Origin of the sequence: Cryobacterium melibiosiphilum, assembly GCF_003602235.1 — a bacterium.
Taxonomy (GTDB): domain Bacteria; phylum Actinomycetota; class Actinomycetes; order Actinomycetales; family Microbacteriaceae; genus Cryobacterium; species Cryobacterium melibiosiphilum.
This window is the reverse complement of record NZ_QZVS01000093.1, coordinates 146365-163537: the sequence shown is the minus strand read 5'-3', so window position 1 is coordinate 163537 and position 17173 is coordinate 146365. Positions and strand designations below refer to the sequence as shown.

The window sequence follows — 17173 nt, the reverse complement described above, 5'->3', positions numbered from 1 at the left end:
GGCGCGGCCTTGACGGCGGCGCGGGCAGGCGGGGCATCCGCTGCCGCGATCGTGGCCCCGACCGGAACGGGCGGGCCGCCGCGGGTGTAGCCGGGTCCCTCGACCGGGGCGCGGCCGCGCTGGAACGCCTCGGCTGCGGTGCGGGCGCGGATGTCGGCGGCTTCGTTGAGCGGGTGTCCCACGTGCCCCTTCACCCACTCGAACCGGTAGCGGCGACCGGCGAGGGCTTCGTCGATCTCCTTGAGCAGGTCGAGGTTCATGACCGGCTTGCCGTCGCCCTTGCGCCAGCCCTTGGCCTTCCAGCCTTTCATCCACTTGGTGACGGAGTTGATCACGTACTGGCTGTCGCACAGGATGAGCAAGTCGTCGTCGAGGTGCGCGGTCGCGCGGAACAGCTCGAGTACGGCCTTCAGCTCACCCTGGTTGTTGGTGGCGTGTTTCCAGCCGCCGGCGCCCCAGTTGGCGTCGTCCACGTACCAGGCCCACCCGGCCGGCCCCGGGTTTCCGAGCGCGGATCCATCGGCGGCAGCAGTAATCGTCATCCCTCCAGTCTGCCAGCGCCCGCGCCGCGTCGTGACCCGCGCCTAAGGGTTCGGTGCGAGTCTGGTTCGACACGGATGAATGCGCTTACGCTCAGGGGACGGCAGCGTGAGCCTTCGTCACTTCTTCTCATTCCCTCTGCAGACTTCCCTCTGCAGGCGGGGGTTCATGCGTCCCGGCGGTCCCGGTGCAGAGCTGCACCCGCGGTGGGTCATCCCACCGCCTCAACCCCCGCCCGCACGTCTTCGGACGGCCGGACCCCGCGCAGCGCCGTCCCGGCCCGCGCAGATGACGGCGGCGCGCGTGGCGCCCGCCGCGAGAGGCTCCACCCATGTCCCCCCAGATTTCTCCTACAGTCCTGACCCGGGTCACGGCGCTCGCCGCGGCCGCACTGCTTGCCACCGGCCTCAGCGTCGCCACGACGGCGGCCGCAGCCGACGTCGAAGCCGGAGCCGCGGCATCCGTCACCGTCGAGTCAGCGATCATCGCTCCGACCGTCGACGGCACCGCCGTCTCCCCGGCCGGCGCCAACGACTGGTCCTGCGTGCCGTCGGCCGCGCATCCGTTCCCCGTCGTGCTTGTTCCCGGGACCTTCGAAACGATGGTCAAGAACTGGTCGACGCTCTCGCCCGTGCTGAAGGACGCCGGCTACTGCGTCTATGCGCTCGATTACGGCGAGGCGAACGGTATCGCCGCGTCGGGGCCGATCCGCGAGTCGGCCGCCGAACTGGCGACGTTCGTGGACACCGTGCGGGAGGCATCCGGTGCCGCCCAGGTCGACCTCGTCGGCCACAGCCAGGGCGGCATGATGCCGCGTTACTACATGGGCTTTTTCGGAGGCGCGGCCGCCGTGCACCACCTCGTGGGCGTCGCGCCCTCCAACCACGGCACCGAGGGCGTGCTGACCCCGACTCCCGACCAGGTGCCCGCGGACATGGGCGGCCTCGAGCCGGTGTGTGCGGCCTGCTCCGACCAGGCTGCGGGCTCGGAGTTTCTCGCCGAGCTCAACTCGATCGGTGACCTCGTCGCCGTGCAGGCCGGTGGTGGCCCGTTCTATACGGTGATCTCCACGGTCAACGACGAGGTCGTCACGCCGTATCAGAGCCAGTTCCTCGCCGGGCCGACCGACCGGGTGACCAACATCACCATTCAGAACCTCTGCCCGCTCGACCCGATCGAACATGACCAGGCTCCGAACGACCCGGTGGTGCACCAGCTCGTGCTGAATGCCCTCGTGCAGCCGGCCGGCCCCGCCGACCCGCTGTTCCAGCCCGCCTGCCTTTAATCTCCGGGTTGGATGGCCACGGTAGCTGTCCCCAAGCCCAGCCGGACCCGCAGCGAGACTCGCGAAGGGGCGTTTTTGGCATCTCGTGAGCGAGAAGCCAAAATCGGCCCCAGGGGCTCGCGCCCGGCCGCACGGCGACCGAACCGCGCCGCCCTCGCTCCCGGAATGAATCTGGTCCGTGCCCGGGGCCACCACCACGAGAGCGGATGCCCCGGACCGGGCCGCCCGAATGTGACGAACAGATGACAGCGCCCCAACACGCATCCCTCGCCCGTGTGATCATCTAGTGACCGAACGGTAATCGCGACCACGGCTCTCGGAAACACGCTCTCTGTAGCGTCTTCCATAAGCCAGTAGGCCACCAACCCTGAGGGAGCCCCGCGATGTCATCAACCGTCGAGTCTGCACCACTGCACTCTGGAACGTCGGGTGCGCCAGCCGTCGGCACCGCCGCCCCGTCCTCCGTTCTCGTGCACCGCCCCGGGCGCTGGATCGACAACTGGAACCCCGAGAACAAGGAACAGTGGGAAAACGGCGGCAAGCTCATCGCCGCCCGCAACCTCAAGTGGTCGATCTTCGCAGAGTTCCTCGGCTTCGTCGTCTGGCAGCTGTGGAGCATCGTCGTGGTGTCGCTTCCCGCCGCCGGCTTCACCTTCACCACCGCCGAGGTCTTCTGGCTCATCTCGATGCCGAGCCTCGTCGGCGCGACCCTCCGGTTTCCCTATACCTTCCTGGTGCCGAAGTTCGGTGGCCGCAACTGGACCATCATCAGCGCCGGCCTGCTGCTGATCCCCTCGATCGCCCTCGCCATCTGCGTCGGCAACCCCGACACCCCGTTCGGCGTGATGCTGTTCGTCGCCGCGCTCGCCGGCTTCGGTGGCGGCAACTTCGCCAGCTCGATGTCCAACATCACCTACTTCTACCCGCAGAGCCAGAAGGGCTACGCGCTCGGCCTGAACGCTGCCGGCGGCAACCTCGGTGCTTCGATGGCCCAGCTCATCGTGCCGATCGTGATCACCCTCGGCGCCGTCGGCACGCTCAACATCACGTTGGCCGGCTGGTTCTGGGTTCCCTTCATCGTGCTCGCCATGTGGGGCGCCTGGAAGTACATGGACAACCTGACCAACGCGAAGGCCGACTTCGCCGGTTCCGTCGCCGCGCTCAAGGAACCGCACCTCTGGATCCTCGCCGTGCTCTACATCGGCACCTTCGGCTCTTTCATCGGCTTCGCGAGCGTCTTCCCGAAGCTCATCGCCGACCAGTTCCCCGAGTACTCCACATTCCAGGTCGCCTCCGCGTCGCTGTCCCTCGCCTTCATCGGGGCTCTCGTCGGTTCGCTGGCCCGCCCGATGGGCGGCAAGCTCGCCGATAAGTTCGGCGGGGCATCCGTCACCGTCGTCGCCTTCGGCGTCATGGCCGTCGGCGCCCTCATCGTCACCCTGGTGCTGCCGCTCGGCAACTTCTGGGCGTTCCTCGGCAGCTTCGTGCTGATCTTCGTCGCCACCGGAATCGGCAACGGCTCGACCTACCGCATGATCCCGAGCGTGTTCTCGGCCCGCAGCGGTGTGGCCAACGCCCACCACAACTCCGGCGACGTGAACACCCAGCGCAAGACCGCCGCCGCCCTCGGCCTCATCTCGGCGATCGGTGCCTACGGCGGATTCATCATTCCGCAGGTGCTCGGCTACTCCAAGACCACCACGGGCGACTACACCAGCGCGATCTACGGCTTCGCGGTCGCCTACCTGGTCATGATGGGCGTCACCGCGTTCGTCTACATGCGCCGCGGCTCCTCGGTCGCCGGCCAGAAAATCTAGGCTGACCGCTTCACCGCCTCAATAAAAGGAGCACGACCCGTGACTGCCCCCGCTGCATCCGCCGCCCCCGTCGGAGTGACCGCCACCCATTGCCCGTACTGCGCCCTGCAGTGCGCGATGACGCTGACGAAACCTTCCGACCTGCCGGTGACGGATGCGGCGGGTTCCGTCGTGCAGGCCCCGGTCACCGTGAGCGGCCGCGCCTTTCCCACCAACCGTGGGGGCCTCTGCAAGAAGGGCTGGACCAGCGCCGAACTGCTCGCCTCGCCCGAGCGCATTCTCGAGCCGATGCTCAAGCAGCCCGACGGCGGCTTCGCCCCCATATCGTGGGAGGACGCCCTCGACCTCGTCGCCGAGAAGCTGCGCGGCACCCGCGCCGAGCACGGCGCCGACGCGGTCGGCGTCTTCGGCGGCGGTGGCCTGACCAACGAGAAGGCCTACCAGCTCGGAAAATTCACCCGGGTCGCCCTCGGCTCCAGCCGCATCGACTACAACGGCCGGTTCTGCATGTCGAGCGCCGCGGCCGCCGGCAACCGGGCCTTCGGGCTCGACCGCGGGCTGCCGTTTCCGGTAGACGCCCTCGACGCGGCGGCCACCATCCTGATTCTCGGCTCGAACGTGGCGCAGACGATGCCGCCCTTCATCGGTCACCTCGAGGGCGCCCGGCAGGCCGGCGGGCTCATCGTCGTCGACCCGCGCCGCACCGCGACCGCCCGGCTCACCGAAGACGGCGCCGGCATGCACGTGCAGCCGACCCCGGGCAGCGACCTGATTCTGCTGCTCGGGCTGACGCACATCGTGATCACCGAGAAACTCGCCGACCGCGACTACCTCGAGACCCGCACGACCGGGTTCGATGCCCTGCGCCGCAGCGTGAGTGCCTGGTGGCCCGAGCGCGTGCAGGAGAAGACCGGGGTTCCGGTCTGGCAGCTGCGCGACCTGGCCCGCCGACTCGCCGCCGGGCCGAGCAGCTCGACGCCGGGCACGGGAGCGGGCACGTACATCCTCACCGGGCGCGGCGTCGAACAGCACGCCGACGGCACCGACACCGCAACCGCCGCGATCAACCTCAGCCTCGTGCTCGGCCTCGTCGGCACGAGCCACTCCGGCTACGGCACCCTCACCGGCCAGGGCAACGGCCAGGGCGGCCGCGAACACGGCCAGAAGTGCGACCAACTGCCCGGCTATCGCAAGATCGCCGACCCCGCCGACCGCGCCCACGTCGCCGGCGTCTGGGGCGTCGACCCCGACACCCTGCCCGGCGTCGGGCTGCCGGCCGTGCAGCTGCTGCAGTCCCTCGGCCAGCCCGGGGGAGTGCGCACCCTGCTCGTGCACGCCGCGAACGTGGTCGTGTCCGCCCCGAACGCCGGCGCCGTGCGCGAGGGGCTGGCTGCCCTCAACTTTCTCGTCGTCAGCGACTTCTTCTTCTCCGAGACGGCGTCCCTCGCGAACGTGGTACTGCCCGTCACCCAGTGGGCCGAGGAGGAGGGGACCATGACCAGCCTCGAGGGCCGCGTCATCCGTCGCCGCAAAGCACTCGACGCGCCCGCCGGGGTGCGCAGCGAACTGTGGATCCTGCAGCAGCTCGCCGAACGCCTGGGCGCGCCGTCGACCTGGAGCGCCGAGCCGGCCGCGGTCTTCGATGAGCTGGCACGTGCGACCGCGGGCGCGCTCGCCGACTACTCCGGCCTCAGCCACGCCCTGCTCGACACCGACGTGCCCGCCTTCTGGCCGTTCCCGGTCGGGGCGGCCGGCACTCCGCGCCTGTTCCTCGAGCGCTTCGCCCACGCTGACGGCCGCGCCCACATCGTCGCCGTTCGGCCCGTCTCGACGGATGCCCCGGACCGAATTCTTCAGGGGCACGGCGACGGCACTCTCACCCTGATCACCGGTCGCCTGCTCGAGCATTACCAGTCCGGCGCACAGACCCGGCGCGTGCCCGAGCTGCTGGATGCCCAGCCGGCCGCGCGCCTGCAGGTGCACCCGGCGACGGCCGAGCTGCTGTCGATCGTCGACGGCGGCTGGGTCGAGGTGGGCAACGACCGGGGAACCGTGCGCTGCCAGGCGCAGGTGACCACCGACATCCGTCTGGACACGGTGTTTCTGCCGTTTCACTTCGCCGGCGAGGGACGGGCGAATTCGCTCACGGATGACGTGACCGACCCCATCTCGGGCATGCCCGAATTCAAGAAAACGACGGTGCACGTGCGTGCGCTGCAGGAAGCGGGCGCCCGTGTCTGATTCGAAACCCACCCCTCGCACTGCGGAACGCATCGTGCTCGTGGGTTACGGCCCGGTCGGCGCGCGTTTCGTCGAGGAACTGCTGCCGAGCGTGCGCACCGGGCGGGTGCAGCTGACCGTCGTCGGCGCCGAAACCGCCGAGGCCTACAACCGGGTACTGATCGCCGAATACGCCGTCGGTCACGCCGAACGCGAGTCGCTCGAGATCACCGACACGGATGCCGCCCGGGGCGCCGGGGTGCGCATCCGCACCGCCGTCAGCGTGACAGCGATCAACCGCTCCCGCCGCACGGTCACGCTCAGCGATGAGACGTTTTTGCCCTACGACCGGCTCGTTCTGGCGACCGGCGCCCGTGCGAACGTCCCTACCCTCGACGGTGTCAAACGGTTGCGCCGCGAACACATGATGCCGGCGACGGATGCCGCCGCCCTCGACTGGGCCGGATCCCCCCTCCCGCGCGGGGTCACCGTGCTGCGCGACCTCGCTGACGCGGAAACCGTGCTCGCCGCGGTGCAGGCCGGCAAACGCATCGTCGTGCTCGGCGCCGGCGTGCTCGGCATGGAGATCGCCCTCGCTGCCGCCCGCGCCGGTGCCGAGGCCTGTGTCGTCTACCACGGCGAGATCCCGATGGGCCGCAACCTCGACCGCGGCGGCGGCACCGTGCTCGCCCGCAGCGCCCGCCGCGCCGGGGTCAGCATGGTCAACCACTCCCGCGCTGAAAGCCTGCTCTTTCACATCGACGACGACGGTGTCGAACGCTTCGACGCCCTGATCTGCGCCGACGGCAAGCAGATCAACGGCGACCTGCTGCTGCTCTCCTGCGGTGTCGGCGCCCGTACCGAACTCGCTCAGATCGCCGGGCTGCCGGTGTCGACCGGAATCCTCGTCGACGAAGCACTGGTCAGCTGGGGCGACCCCTTCATCTACGCGATCGGCGACTGCGCGCACATCGCGCCGCGGCCTGAGGCGGGCGCCGGCAAGGCTGCGCTGACACCGTCGGGCGGCCCGTCGGGCCTGATCGGTCCGGGCTGGCGCCAGGCCGACTGGCTCGCCGCCCGCTTCGTGGCCGAGCTCGCCTGGGCGCACCCCGCCGATGCCGCTTCGGCGACGGATGCCGCGGTGCACGTCACCCTGCCCGCGAACCTGCCCGCCGTGGTCATGTTGAAGGCCGAGGGGATCGATGTTGTCGCCGTGGGAAACACGAGCGCCGACCCGTGGGATGAGCCGGCCGCCGACATCCGCTCTCATGCTGAGGGGTGCGGGCCGAGCCCGCTGCGGGTGGCGCAGTGGGCCGACCCCGAGCACGGCCGCTACGTGAAGACCGTCACGCGCGGCGGCATCCTCGAAGGCTTCGTCTGCGTCGGGATGCCGCGCACGGCCGCCGAGCTCACCCTGCTGTTCGAGCGCGGCAGTGAGCTGCCCGCCGACCGGTCGGTGCTGCTGCGCTACGACGGCCCCGACTACGAGCCCGCCGCGGGCAGCGCCTTCGCGCTCGACGCGACCGTCTGCTGGTGCAACGGCGTCACCGTCGGCGCGATCGCGGCCTCGCAGCAGGCCGGCAACGGCACCGTCGCGTGCATCGGCACCGCGACCCGTGCGGGCACCGGCTGCGGCGGCTGCAAGACGCGCATCGGCGAGGTGCTCGAGCGTTTCACCGCCGGCGCCGCCGCCTGACCCGCCGCTCGGGTCGCGAAGGGAGGACCAGAAGGCGAAGACTTATCAATTCGTCCTCCCGGCGGCGACACGCGTGCACTTCGTCCTCCTTTAGCCACAGCGGGATCAGGTGCGAACCAGGTGCTCGTGTGCCTGACGCAGCGCGGTGGTTCGGTAGAGGGCGACGGGAAGGGCGAAGCGGCCTGCGGCGGGCAGGGGTGAGAGACCCTCGGTGAGGCCCGCGAGGTGCTGGGCCAGAAGCGGATACGCGCTCTCGACCACCGCGGTGAACTCGGCTTCGTCCTCGCGCAGGCTGTGTAGTCCGCTGGCGATGGCGGCGGCCCAGGGACTGGCATCCGCTACGGTCTGACGCGTGATGCCCACGATCGAGACGCGATCGGCCGCCCGCACGGCGTCGAGTGAGGGTCGCAGCGGGGTGCGCGGCAGGCTGAGGATGATGGCGTTCCAGCGCGGGGCAGCGTTCCGGGGTGATACAGGGGTCATGGCGGGGTCCTTGCAGGTCTCGTCGACGCGATGCTTCGAGGCTACGGGCGTGCTGTTTCGGCCGCATTGCTCCGCGGTATCCGACTGTGTCGTGCGACTCTCGCCCGCCGGACCCCGATGTGAGTTGCGATTCGGGTGTTGACTGGCGGCATGGACCCCGCCCTGCAATCGATGATCGACAACCTGCCCGCCGCGACCGGCAAGAGCCTGCCGGAGTGGTTTGCGGTGCTCGAGGCGAGCGGCCTCGACAAGCACACGGCGCTCCTGAACCATCTCAAGTCCGAGCACGGAGTGAGTCACGGCTTCGCCAACGGCATCGTGCTGCAGTATCGCAACCGCGGGGTCTCGCAGGTCGATGAGGACCTGGTCGGCGCGCAGTACACCGGCGCGAAAGCCGCGCTGCGTCCGCTCTACGACACTCTGGTCGCGACCGTGTCCGACTTCGGAAGCGACGTCGAGATCACCCCGAAGAAGTCGAGCGTGTCGCTTCGGCGGCACAAACAGTTCGCCCTGATCGAGGCCCCGAGCGCCAAGCGGCTGCAACTCGGCATCAACCTGGGCGACACTCCGCCGACGGAACGACTGCTGCTGGCCGGCGGTATGTGCACCCACAAGGTCTCGGTCACCTCGGCCGCCGAGATCGACGCCGAGCTGCTCGGCTGGCTGCGCGCCGCCTACGACCGCGCCTGACTCGCCGGGCTGGCCCTCCACGCTGCCGGGCGCACGAGCGGCCGGAAGGTCATGCGCCGAGAACCTGCACGGGCGCGTGTGCTGGTGCGACGCACATCGGCTCCCGCGCCGACAAGCTGCACGTGCGCCGAAAGTGTGCCCGCCGACACGCGGCAGAAGTTGCTGCCGCGCCGACAACCTGCACGTGCGCCGTACAGGTGCGTCGCAACGCTGCTGCTGCGCCGGGAACCTGCACGCTCAGGTGGTCATGCGTCCCAAAACTGCTCGTGCGCGTGGCCGGCCACGCGCACGAGCAGTTTTGCGGCGCAGCAACCTTTCGGAGCATCCTCGGGCCGCTCAGTGAGATCGCCCAGCACGAGTCAGAACTCGGTCCAGGGGCTCGCGGCGACGTGCTCGACGGGCGGCGACGGCGTGCGCAGGTGCCGCCGCTCGGCCAGGTGCACCAACCAGCCGGCGGTGATCGCGGTCACAATCGTGACCGGGATGCTTGCGACGAACAGCCCGTACCAGACGAAGAAGCCGCCGCCACTGAACACCACCCCGAGCGCGAGTGCCAGCACCAGCACGCCCAGAACCGCGCCACCGGCGGCCTGCCCTGACCGAGCGCCGGCCGTTCTCATCAGGCCCCGGTCGCGGGCGGCCACGAGCGACCAGCCGCCGGCCAGCGCCGCGCCGGCGACGACGGCGCCCGTGACCCCGAAGGGAAACGCCGCGCCGACCGCCTCGAACAGGTCCAGGCCCTCGCGAAACTGCCGGTTACTTCCGAGTACCGTGATCGCCCAGGCCACCACGCCGAGCACGAAACCGAGCAGCGGAGCTATGGCTGCAAGCCAGCGGTACCGGTGCCACGTCATCACCCCACCCTATGGGCTCCGCTCGCAGCCGGACGTGCCACGATAGAGCCATCCGTTCGGCACCTCGACTCCACCTCCCTGACGAAAGCAGCGCTATGACCGTCATCAAGATCAACGCCATCACCGTTCCCGCCGACAGCGGCGACGAACTCGCCCAGCGCTTCGCCGCCCGCGCCGGAGCCGTCGACGGCCAGGCCGGCTTCGAAGGCTTCGAGCTGATGAAACCGACGGATGCCGACCGCCACACCTGGCTCGTCATCACCCGCTGGGCCGACGAAGAGTCCTTCCAGGCCTGGCTGTCCTCACCCGCGTTCGGCCACGGACACGGGCAGCGCCCAGCCGCGACGACAGACTCGAGCGCGACCGACGCGGCTGCAGACGCCAAGCCCGCCCCCTCACACGTCGGCCTCAGCAGCGAACTGTGGTCGTACGAGATCGCCGGCGGCTCGCAGGGCTGACCCGCCGTGATTCCGGGGGCCTGTGGATAAACCAGTCGTAGGCTGAGGTCATGACCTCCGCAGAGATGCCTCCGGCCGCCGCAACCCCGGCCGCCGCACCGTCGAATGACGCAGCGCTGACCGCCGTCCGTGGATCGGTGCGCTTCAACTACAGCCGCACCTCGGTCGTGAGCGTTCTCATCGCGATCCTGCTGATGCTGACCGGAGCGGTGCTGCTGACGTTCACCCAACTCGGCATCCTCGCCTGGACGCTCACCATCGTCGGCCTCGCGGTCGAGCTGTTCGCCATCAGTCGCCCCCGGGTGGAACGCTCGTAACTCGCACCCGTACCCGGCGCAGCTACGAGACGTTCACCCTGATCGCGTGATGCCCGGTTGCCCCGTCGGGGGCGACGTCGGCGGTGGCCGCCGTTTGAACGAGACCCTCGGCATCCGTCGCCCGCACCCGCACAGTGTGGCCGCCGGCCGTTGCGTTCCAGGTGTACATCCACTGCCGCCAGGTGTCGATCGAGATGGCATCGGCGAGCGTCGCCGCTTCCCATGGACCGTCGTCGACCTGCACCTCGACGCCGCTGACGCCGACGTGCTGCGACCAGGCCACGCCGGCGACGGTGATGGGACCGGCCGACAGGGGCGCGGTCGCTCGCGGCACGTCGATGCGGGACTGAAGTTTGACCGGGCCGAGCTCCGACCAGCCGCGCGGCGTCCAGTAGCCCTGTTCCTGGTCGAAGCGGGTGAGCTTCAGCTCCACGACCCACTTCGTGGCCGAGACATAGCCGTAGAGCCCGGGCACGACCATGCGCACCGGGTAGCCGTGCTCGAGCGGCAGGGGCTCGTCGTTCATGCCCACGGCGAGAATCGCGTTGCGCTCGTCGGTCAGCGCTTCGATCGGCGTGCCGGCGGTGAAACCGTCCTGGCTGGTCGAGAGCACCATGTCGGCGTCGGCGCTCGGGTTCGCCCGGGCCAGCAGATCGCGAATCGGGTAGCCGAGCCACTTCGCGTTGCCGATCAGGTCGCCGCCGACGTAGTTCGACACGCACGCGAGGGTCGTCACGCTCTCTTCGAGCGGCAGGGCGAGCAGGTCGGCGAAGCTGATCTCCACCTCGTTCTCGACCATGCCGGTGATCTTCAGCCGCCAGGTGCTCGGGTCGATGCGGGGCACCTGCAGGGCGGTGTCGATGCGGTAGAAGTCCGCGTTGGGGGTGATGATCGGCGCGAGCCCGTCAATATCGAAGCTCGCTCCGGCGGCGATCGGGGCGGCGGCGGCGGATGCCGCGGGCAGCGTGAACAGGGCGCGTGCGGCATCCGCTGCCCGCGTACCGGCGAGCATGACTTGGCCGCCGACCAGTGCGAGAAACCCGACGCCGGCGCTGACGCCGGTCCAGGTGAGGAAGCGGCGGCGGTCGAGGCCCGCCTCGGGATCGGGGGCGCGCTCGCCGTCGAGGGTGAGGCGGCCGGGCGGACGTTCGCCGTCGAGCAGGCCGGGCGCCCGCAGCTTGGTCATCAGAACGGTCAGCACGATGGCGGCGACGGCCATCGCCACGACCGAGGGCAGGGCATCGAAGCTCGACGCGCTCGCCCGCGACAGGGCCGCGAACAGCGCGATCGCGCCGGCCACCACGACGAGCACCCGGCCGAACGGCGGCCGACGGTACTCGAGCACCCCGGCCAGCAGCGAGAGTGCGAACAGGACCAGGCCGATCAGCACGACCAGGGCGATCTTATCGGCGGTGCCGAACACCGCGATCATGAAGTCCTTGACCCCGGCCGGTGCGAGGTCGATCAGCAGCGCGCCGACGGATACGATCGGGCCGGCCGTCGGGGCGAACAGCGCCGCGGTCAGTTCCGCCGCGCCGACGCCCGCAAGAGCGGCGGTTGCCCCGGCGAGGGCCGGAAACCAGAACCGGGTTCCGCGAAAGGTTCCGCGACGGAGGGGAACACGCGGAGCGGGGGAGACGTCGAGCAGGGGCATACCTGTGAGCCTACAAAGGCTGGCTGTGCGGGAGGAGTGGAAAAGGTTACGGAACATAGTGCAGTCTTAAGGGACCATGGCCACGCTTGAGAGACTCCCCGACACCGGTTCCGCCCCCGATCCCGACGTTCTGTTCGAGGCCTTCGAGGCCTGGGCCACCGGCCAGGGGCTGCGCCTCTACCCGGCGCAGGAGGAAGCGGTCATCGAGGTCGTCTCGGGCGCCAACCTGATCCTCAGCACCCCGACCGGAACCGGCAAGTCCCTGGTCGCCGTCGGCGCCCACTTCGCGGCCCTCTCGGCCGGCAAGCGCAGCTTCTACACCGCGCCGATCAAGGCCCTGGTCAGCGAGAAGTTCTTCGCCCTCGTCGAGATCTTCGGCGCCGCGAACGTGGGCATGATGACGGGGGACTCGAGCGTCAACGCCGACGCTCCGATCATCTGCTGCACCGCCGAGATCCTCGCGAACCTCGCGCTCCGCAACGGTGAGGACACCGAGGTCGACCTCGTCGTGATGGACGAGTTCCACTTCTACGCTGACCCCGACCGCGGCTGGGCCTGGCAGGTGCCGCTGCTCACCCTGCCGCGCGTGCAGTTCATCCTGATGTCGGCGACCCTCGGCGACGTGAAGTCGATCGCCGACGACCTCAGCCGCCGCACCGGCCGCGAGACTGCCCTCGTCACCGGCGTCGAACGCCCGGTGCCGCTGCACTACTTCTACGAGACCACGCCCGTGCACGAAACGGTTGAAGACCTGATCAAGACCGGGCAGGCGCCCGTCTACATCGTGCACTTCGCGCAGGCCGCCGCGCTCGAACGCGCCCAGGCCCTCGCGAGCGCCAAGGTCGCCACCCGCGAGCAACGGGATGCGATCGCCGAGCTGATCGGCGGATTCCGCTTCACGACGAGCTTCGGAAAAACCCTGTCCCGCCTCATTCGCATGGGCATCGGCGTGCACCACGCCGGCATGCTGCCCAAGTACCGCCGCCTCGTCGAGCAGCTCGCCCAGCGCGGACTGCTGCGCGTCATCTGCGGCACCGACACCCTCGGCGTGGGCATCAACGTGCCCATTCGCACCGTGCTGTTCACCGCGCTGACCAAGTACGACGGCGTGAAGATGCGCCAGATCAACGCGCGCGAGTTTCACCAGATCGCCGGCCGCGCCGGCCGGGCCGGCTACGACACCGCCGGAACCGTCGTCATCCAGGCCCCCGACCACGAGACCGAGAACCTCAAGGCCATCGAGAAGGCCGGTGACGACCCCAAGAAGAAGCGCAAGATCGTGCGCAAGAAGGCCCCCGACGGCTTCGTGTCGTGGGGTGAACCGTCGTTCCGGCGGCTCGTCGACGCCGAGCCGGAGACCCTGCACTCGAGCATGCAGATGACCGCCGCGATGCTCATCAACGTCATCGGCCGCGGCGGCGACGCCTTCGCCCACGTGCACGCGCTCGTCTTCGACAACCACGAGCCGTGGAAACGCCAGCTCGTGCTCGCCCGCCGGGCGCTCGGCATCTACAAGACACTGCGTTCGGCCGGGATCGTCGAGCAGCGGTACGACCCGCGCAACGACCGGTTCGACATCCGCTTGACCGTGGATTTGCAGGCGAACTTCGCGCTGAACCAGCCGCTGTCCCCGTTCGCGCTGGCCGCGTTCGAGCTGCTCGACCCCGATCCGGCGATGGAGACCGGCTCCGGCAACTACGCGCTCGATATGATCTCGATTCTGGAGTCAACCCTCGACAACCCGCGGCCGGTGCTAATGGGGCAGCAGTTCGCCGCCCGCGGCGACGCCGTGAACGCGATGAAGCGCGAGGGCATCGAATACGACGAGCGGATGGCGCTGCTCGAGGAGATCACGTATCCCAAGCCCCTCGAAGAGCTGCTGACGTACACGTTCGAGACTTACAAGCAGTCCCAGCCCTGGATCGCCGACTTCGAGTTGCGGCCGAAGACCGTCGTGCGGGACATGTACGAGCGGGCGATGTCGTTCGGCGAGTTCATCGCCTTCTACAAGCTCGCCCGCAGCGAGGGCGTCGTGCTGCGCTACCTGTCCGACGCGTACCGCGCCGCCCGGCAGACGATTCCCGATGAGGCCAAGACCGAAGACCTGCTCGACCTCATCGAATGGCTCGGCGAACTGGTGCGCCAGGTCGACTCGAGCCTGCTCGACGAGTGGGAGGAACTGATCCACCCCGACCTCGCCGAGCACGAGGCCGACTCGAAGGCGATTCTGCCGCCCGCGCCACGCCGCCTGACCACGAACACCCGGGCGTTCCGCATCCTGGTGCGCAACGAGTTGTTCCGCCGGGTGCAGTACGCCGCGCTCGAAAACTACGACGCGCTCGGCGAACTCGACCGGGCCCACGGCTTCACCGACGAAAACTGGGGCGCCGCGATGGACGGCTACTACGCCGAGCACAACGAGCTGCTCACCGGCGGCAATGCCCGCAGCTCCGACCTGCTCATCATCGAGGAGACGAAGACCGCCTGGATCGTGCGGCAGATCTTCGACGACCCGGCCGGCGACCATGACTGGGGCATCAGCGCCGAGGTCGACCTGGCCGAGAGCGACGACCTCGGCGAAGCCGTCGTGCGCGTCACCGGCGTCAACCGCCTCTGATGACCCACGAACAGAACCGAACCAGCGCGATTCGCACGGGCATCATCGGCTACGGGCTGTCCGGGCGCGTCTTTCACGCACCGTTCGTCGCGGCGCACCCCGAGTTTGCGCTCGACACGATCGTCACGGCCGACGCGGGCCGCCGCGGCCAGGCCGCGGCGCAGCATCCGTCGGCGCGCCTGGTGAACACCGCCGACGACCTGATGATGGATGCCGCCTCCCGCCTCGACCTGATCGTCATCGCCTCCCCGCCGGCCACGCACGTGCCGCTGGCGCACGCCGCCCTCGATGCCGGACTCAACGTGGTCATCGACAAGCCTTTCGCCGTCACCGCCGCTGACGGCCGCGAACTGATCGAGAAGGCCGAGCGGCTCGGGCTGATGCTCACCGTCTTTCAGAATCGGCGCTGGGACGGCGACTTCCTCACCCTGCAGGCGCTGATCGCGGCCGACCGGCTCGGCGAGGTGCGCCGGTTCGAGAGCCGTTTCGAATGGTTCAAACCCGGGCAGGGCAAGGCCTGGAAGGCCGTGGCGACCCCGCGTGAAGGCGGCGGCGTGCTCTACGACCTCGGCGCGCACCTGCTCGACCAGGCCCTCGTGCTGTTCGGGCCGGTCGAAGACGTCTACGCCGAGGTACTCACTCGGCAGCCGGGAGGCCCCGCCGACGACGACACCTTCGTCGCCCTACGGCACGCCAGCGGGGTGCACTCGCACCTCTGGATGAACGGCCTCACTGGGCAGAAGGGCCCGCGCTTTCGGGTGCTCGGCTCTGAAGCGGCGTACACCACCTGGGGCCTCGACACTCAGGAGCCGGTGCTCAAGCTCGGCGGTCTGCCGACCGACCCGGGCTTCGGCGAGGTGCCCGAAGGGCGCTGGGGTCAGCTCGGCCTCGACGGCGCGCTCGCACCCGAGCCGACTCTGCCAGGCGACTATGCCGCGTTCTATGCCGGAGTCGCCGACGCCCTGCTGCGCGGCGAGCCGGTGCCGGTGGACCCCTACGACCCGCTGCGGGTCATCGACCTGATCGAACGGATCCACGAAAGCACTCGCTGATCTCCTCCAGAGTCACAGGATGACACCATGAAACCTTGACATGACACCAACGTGGTGTCACCATGGTGTCATGGAACTTGAACAACACATCAGCGACCTGCAGCGCCAGCTCGTGGATGCCGCGGCGAACGGATCCGACGACACCCGTGTTGTCGCCGAACGGCTTGCCGCCGGCCTCGACGCCGCGGCTCGCGTTGTGATCCTCGACGCGCTGTCGGCTGCCGTGGCCGAAATCACTCGCGACCTGGCCCCCGGCTCGGTCGACCTGCGGCTGCGGGGCCGGGAGATCGACTTCGTCGTCACTGCGGCCGGCACCGAGCGGGACCACGACGACCTGCCCGCCGCGCCCGTCGACCTCGACGATGTGAGCACCTCACGCACTACCCTGCGCCTGCCCGACGCCCTCAAGTCCCGGGTCGACGATGCGGCGGCCGCCGACGGCCTGTCCGTGAACACCTGGCTGGTGCGGGCGGTCGCAGCGGCCCTGGCACCCAAACAGCGCCGATCGGCGCAGCGCACGCTGCGCACCGGCGACAATTTCGCCGGCTGGGCGCGGTAGCCCCTCTTCGCTCAGCGGGCGCAGCCCGTTCGTACCCGATCGACTCATGCACACCCAGAGAAAGGGAGGCGCCAGCGTGCCCACCTACAGCACCCCTACCCCGATCGACCTCGCCATCAACCTGCAGGTCGGCCGGATCGAGATCATCGCCGGTGACAGGGCCGACACCGTCGTGACCGTGACGCCGACCAACTCGGCCAAGGCCGTCGACCGTCGCGGTGCCGAAGAGACCAAGGTCGACTTCGACGGCCAGCGGCTCACCATCACCGGTCCGAAACCCCGCCTCAGCTGGATCGGCCCCGGCCCGACCGACTCGGCCGACGTGCAGATCGAACTGCCCAGCGGGTCTCGGCTCACCGCGGAGATCGCGGTCGGCAACGTGCTCACCACCGGCCGGCTCGGCGCCACCCGCATCAAGAGCTCCACCGGCAGCGTCGACGTCGACGGCACCGGCGATCTCTGGCTGCGCGCCGGCCACGGCAATGCCACGGTGGCACGGGCAGACGGCGGCATCGACGTCACCGCCGATCACGGCCAGATCCGACTCGGCATCGTCACCGGGGATGCGATGCTCAAGGCATCGCACGGCACGATCATGATCGGAGAGTCCGGCGGCGACGTCGAAGCCAAACTGTCGTACGGCGACCTCGAGATCACCCGGGCGCTCGCATCCGTCACGGCGAAGACCGCGTACGGCAACATCGACCTGCGCGAGGTCTCGGGCGGGTCGATCGAGGTCGAGAGCGGCTTCGGCCAGATCAAGATCGGCGTGAAGCCGGGCGTGCCCGCCTGGCTCGACCTGTCCTCGAAGGACGGCCACGTACGCAATGAGATCGCCGGCGACACTGCCCCCGCGCCTTCTGAGCAGAACGTCGCCGTGCGTGCGCGCACCCAGTTCGGCGACATCACCATCCAGCGCGCGCGCTGAACC

Annotated in this window: 15 protein-coding genes; 11 read left to right on the top strand and 4 right to left on the bottom strand. The window is 69.5% G+C overall.

What is annotated here, in order from left to right:
• Positions 1-542: RNase H family protein (locus D6T64_RS17570; protein WP_119975973.1), on the bottom strand; the 542-nt coding region annotated here is incomplete at its 3' end.
• A 329-nt stretch (positions 543-871) separates the two neighbouring features.
• Between D6T64_RS17570 and D6T64_RS17565 the strand changes: the two genes are divergently transcribed.
• From D6T64_RS17565 to D6T64_RS17550, 4 genes are all read left to right on the top strand, one after another.
• Positions 872-1825, top strand: a complete 954-nt coding sequence (locus D6T64_RS17565; protein WP_119975972.1) for a lipase family alpha/beta hydrolase — start codon at positions 872-874, stop codon at positions 1823-1825.
• 383 nt (positions 1826-2208) lie between these two features.
• Entirely contained in the window at positions 2209-3642 is a 1434-nt protein-coding gene (locus tag D6T64_RS17560; protein ID WP_119975971.1) for an MFS transporter, read from the top strand.
• 39 nt (positions 3643-3681) lie between these two features.
• Positions 3682-5883 carry a molybdopterin oxidoreductase family protein gene (locus D6T64_RS17555; RefSeq protein WP_267900497.1) on the top strand — a complete coding sequence of 734 codons (2202 nt, stop codon included), beginning with the start codon at positions 3682-3684 and terminating at the stop codon, positions 5881-5883.
• Entirely contained in the window at positions 5876-7558 is a 1683-nt protein-coding gene (locus D6T64_RS17550; protein WP_119975970.1) for an FAD-dependent oxidoreductase, read from the top strand. The genes D6T64_RS17555 and D6T64_RS17550 overlap by 8 nt, the downstream gene beginning before the upstream one ends.
• A 105-nt stretch (positions 7559-7663) precedes the next feature.
• On the opposite strand, the gene D6T64_RS17545 is transcribed toward D6T64_RS17550, so the two are convergent.
• Entirely contained in the window at positions 7664-8041 is a 378-nt protein-coding gene (locus D6T64_RS17545) for a hypothetical protein (protein WP_119975969.1), read from the bottom strand.
• A gap of 150 nt (positions 8042-8191) precedes the next feature.
• Here D6T64_RS17545 and D6T64_RS17540 point away from each other — a divergent pair, with 150 nt between their 5' ends.
• The gene (locus D6T64_RS17540; RefSeq protein ID WP_119975968.1) at positions 8192-8731 is read left to right on the top strand and encodes a DUF4287 domain-containing protein; all 540 of its coding nucleotides are present in this window, start codon (positions 8192-8194) and stop codon (positions 8729-8731) included.
• A 359-nt stretch (positions 8732-9090) separates the two neighbouring features.
• Here D6T64_RS17540 and D6T64_RS22705 read toward each other — a convergent pair whose 3' ends face one another.
• Complete coding sequence (locus D6T64_RS22705; protein ID WP_158594912.1) at positions 9091-9585, bottom strand: hypothetical protein; 495 nt, start codon at positions 9583-9585, stop codon at positions 9091-9093.
• Between the two features lie 95 nt (positions 9586-9680).
• Here D6T64_RS22705 and D6T64_RS17530 point away from each other — a divergent pair, with 95 nt between their 5' ends.
• Together D6T64_RS17530 and D6T64_RS17525 are read left to right on the top strand one after the other, a co-directional pair.
• Positions 9681-10043, top strand: a complete 363-nt coding sequence (locus tag D6T64_RS17530) for an antibiotic biosynthesis monooxygenase family protein (RefSeq protein WP_119975966.1) — start codon at positions 9681-9683, stop codon at positions 10041-10043.
• A gap of 50 nt (positions 10044-10093) precedes the next feature.
• Positions 10094-10360, top strand: coding sequence for a hypothetical protein (locus D6T64_RS17525; RefSeq protein WP_119975965.1), 267 nt, complete (start codon positions 10094-10096; stop codon positions 10358-10360).
• Positions 10361-10382: 22 nt separating this feature from the next.
• Here the strand turns inward: D6T64_RS17525 and D6T64_RS17520 are convergent, their stop codons facing one another.
• Positions 10383-12014 (bottom strand): molybdopterin-dependent oxidoreductase, encoded by a 1632-nt coding sequence (locus tag D6T64_RS17520; RefSeq protein WP_119975964.1) that lies wholly within the window; start codon positions 12012-12014, stop codon positions 10383-10385.
• A 76-nt stretch (positions 12015-12090) separates the two neighbouring features.
• Here D6T64_RS17520 and D6T64_RS17515 point away from each other — a divergent pair, with 76 nt between their 5' ends.
• From D6T64_RS17515 to D6T64_RS17500, 4 genes are all read left to right on the top strand, one after another.
• A complete protein-coding gene (locus D6T64_RS17515; protein ID WP_119975963.1) occupies positions 12091-14631 on the top strand; it encodes a DEAD/DEAH box helicase in 2541 nt (846 codons plus the stop codon).
• Entirely contained in the window at positions 14631-15683 is a 1053-nt protein-coding gene (locus tag D6T64_RS17510) for a Gfo/Idh/MocA family protein (RefSeq protein WP_119975962.1), read from the top strand. The genes D6T64_RS17515 and D6T64_RS17510 overlap by 1 nt, the downstream gene beginning before the upstream one ends.
• Before the next feature lie 70 nt (positions 15684-15753).
• Complete coding sequence (locus D6T64_RS17505; RefSeq protein ID WP_119975961.1) at positions 15754-16242, top strand: histidine kinase; 489 nt, start codon at positions 15754-15756, stop codon at positions 16240-16242.
• Positions 16243-16318: 76 nt separating this feature from the next.
• Positions 16319-17170: a DUF4097 family beta strand repeat-containing protein gene (locus D6T64_RS17500; RefSeq protein ID WP_119975960.1), complete on the top strand. Its 852-nt coding sequence runs from the start codon at positions 16319-16321 to the stop codon at positions 17168-17170.
• Positions 17171-17173 lie beyond the last annotated feature (3 nt).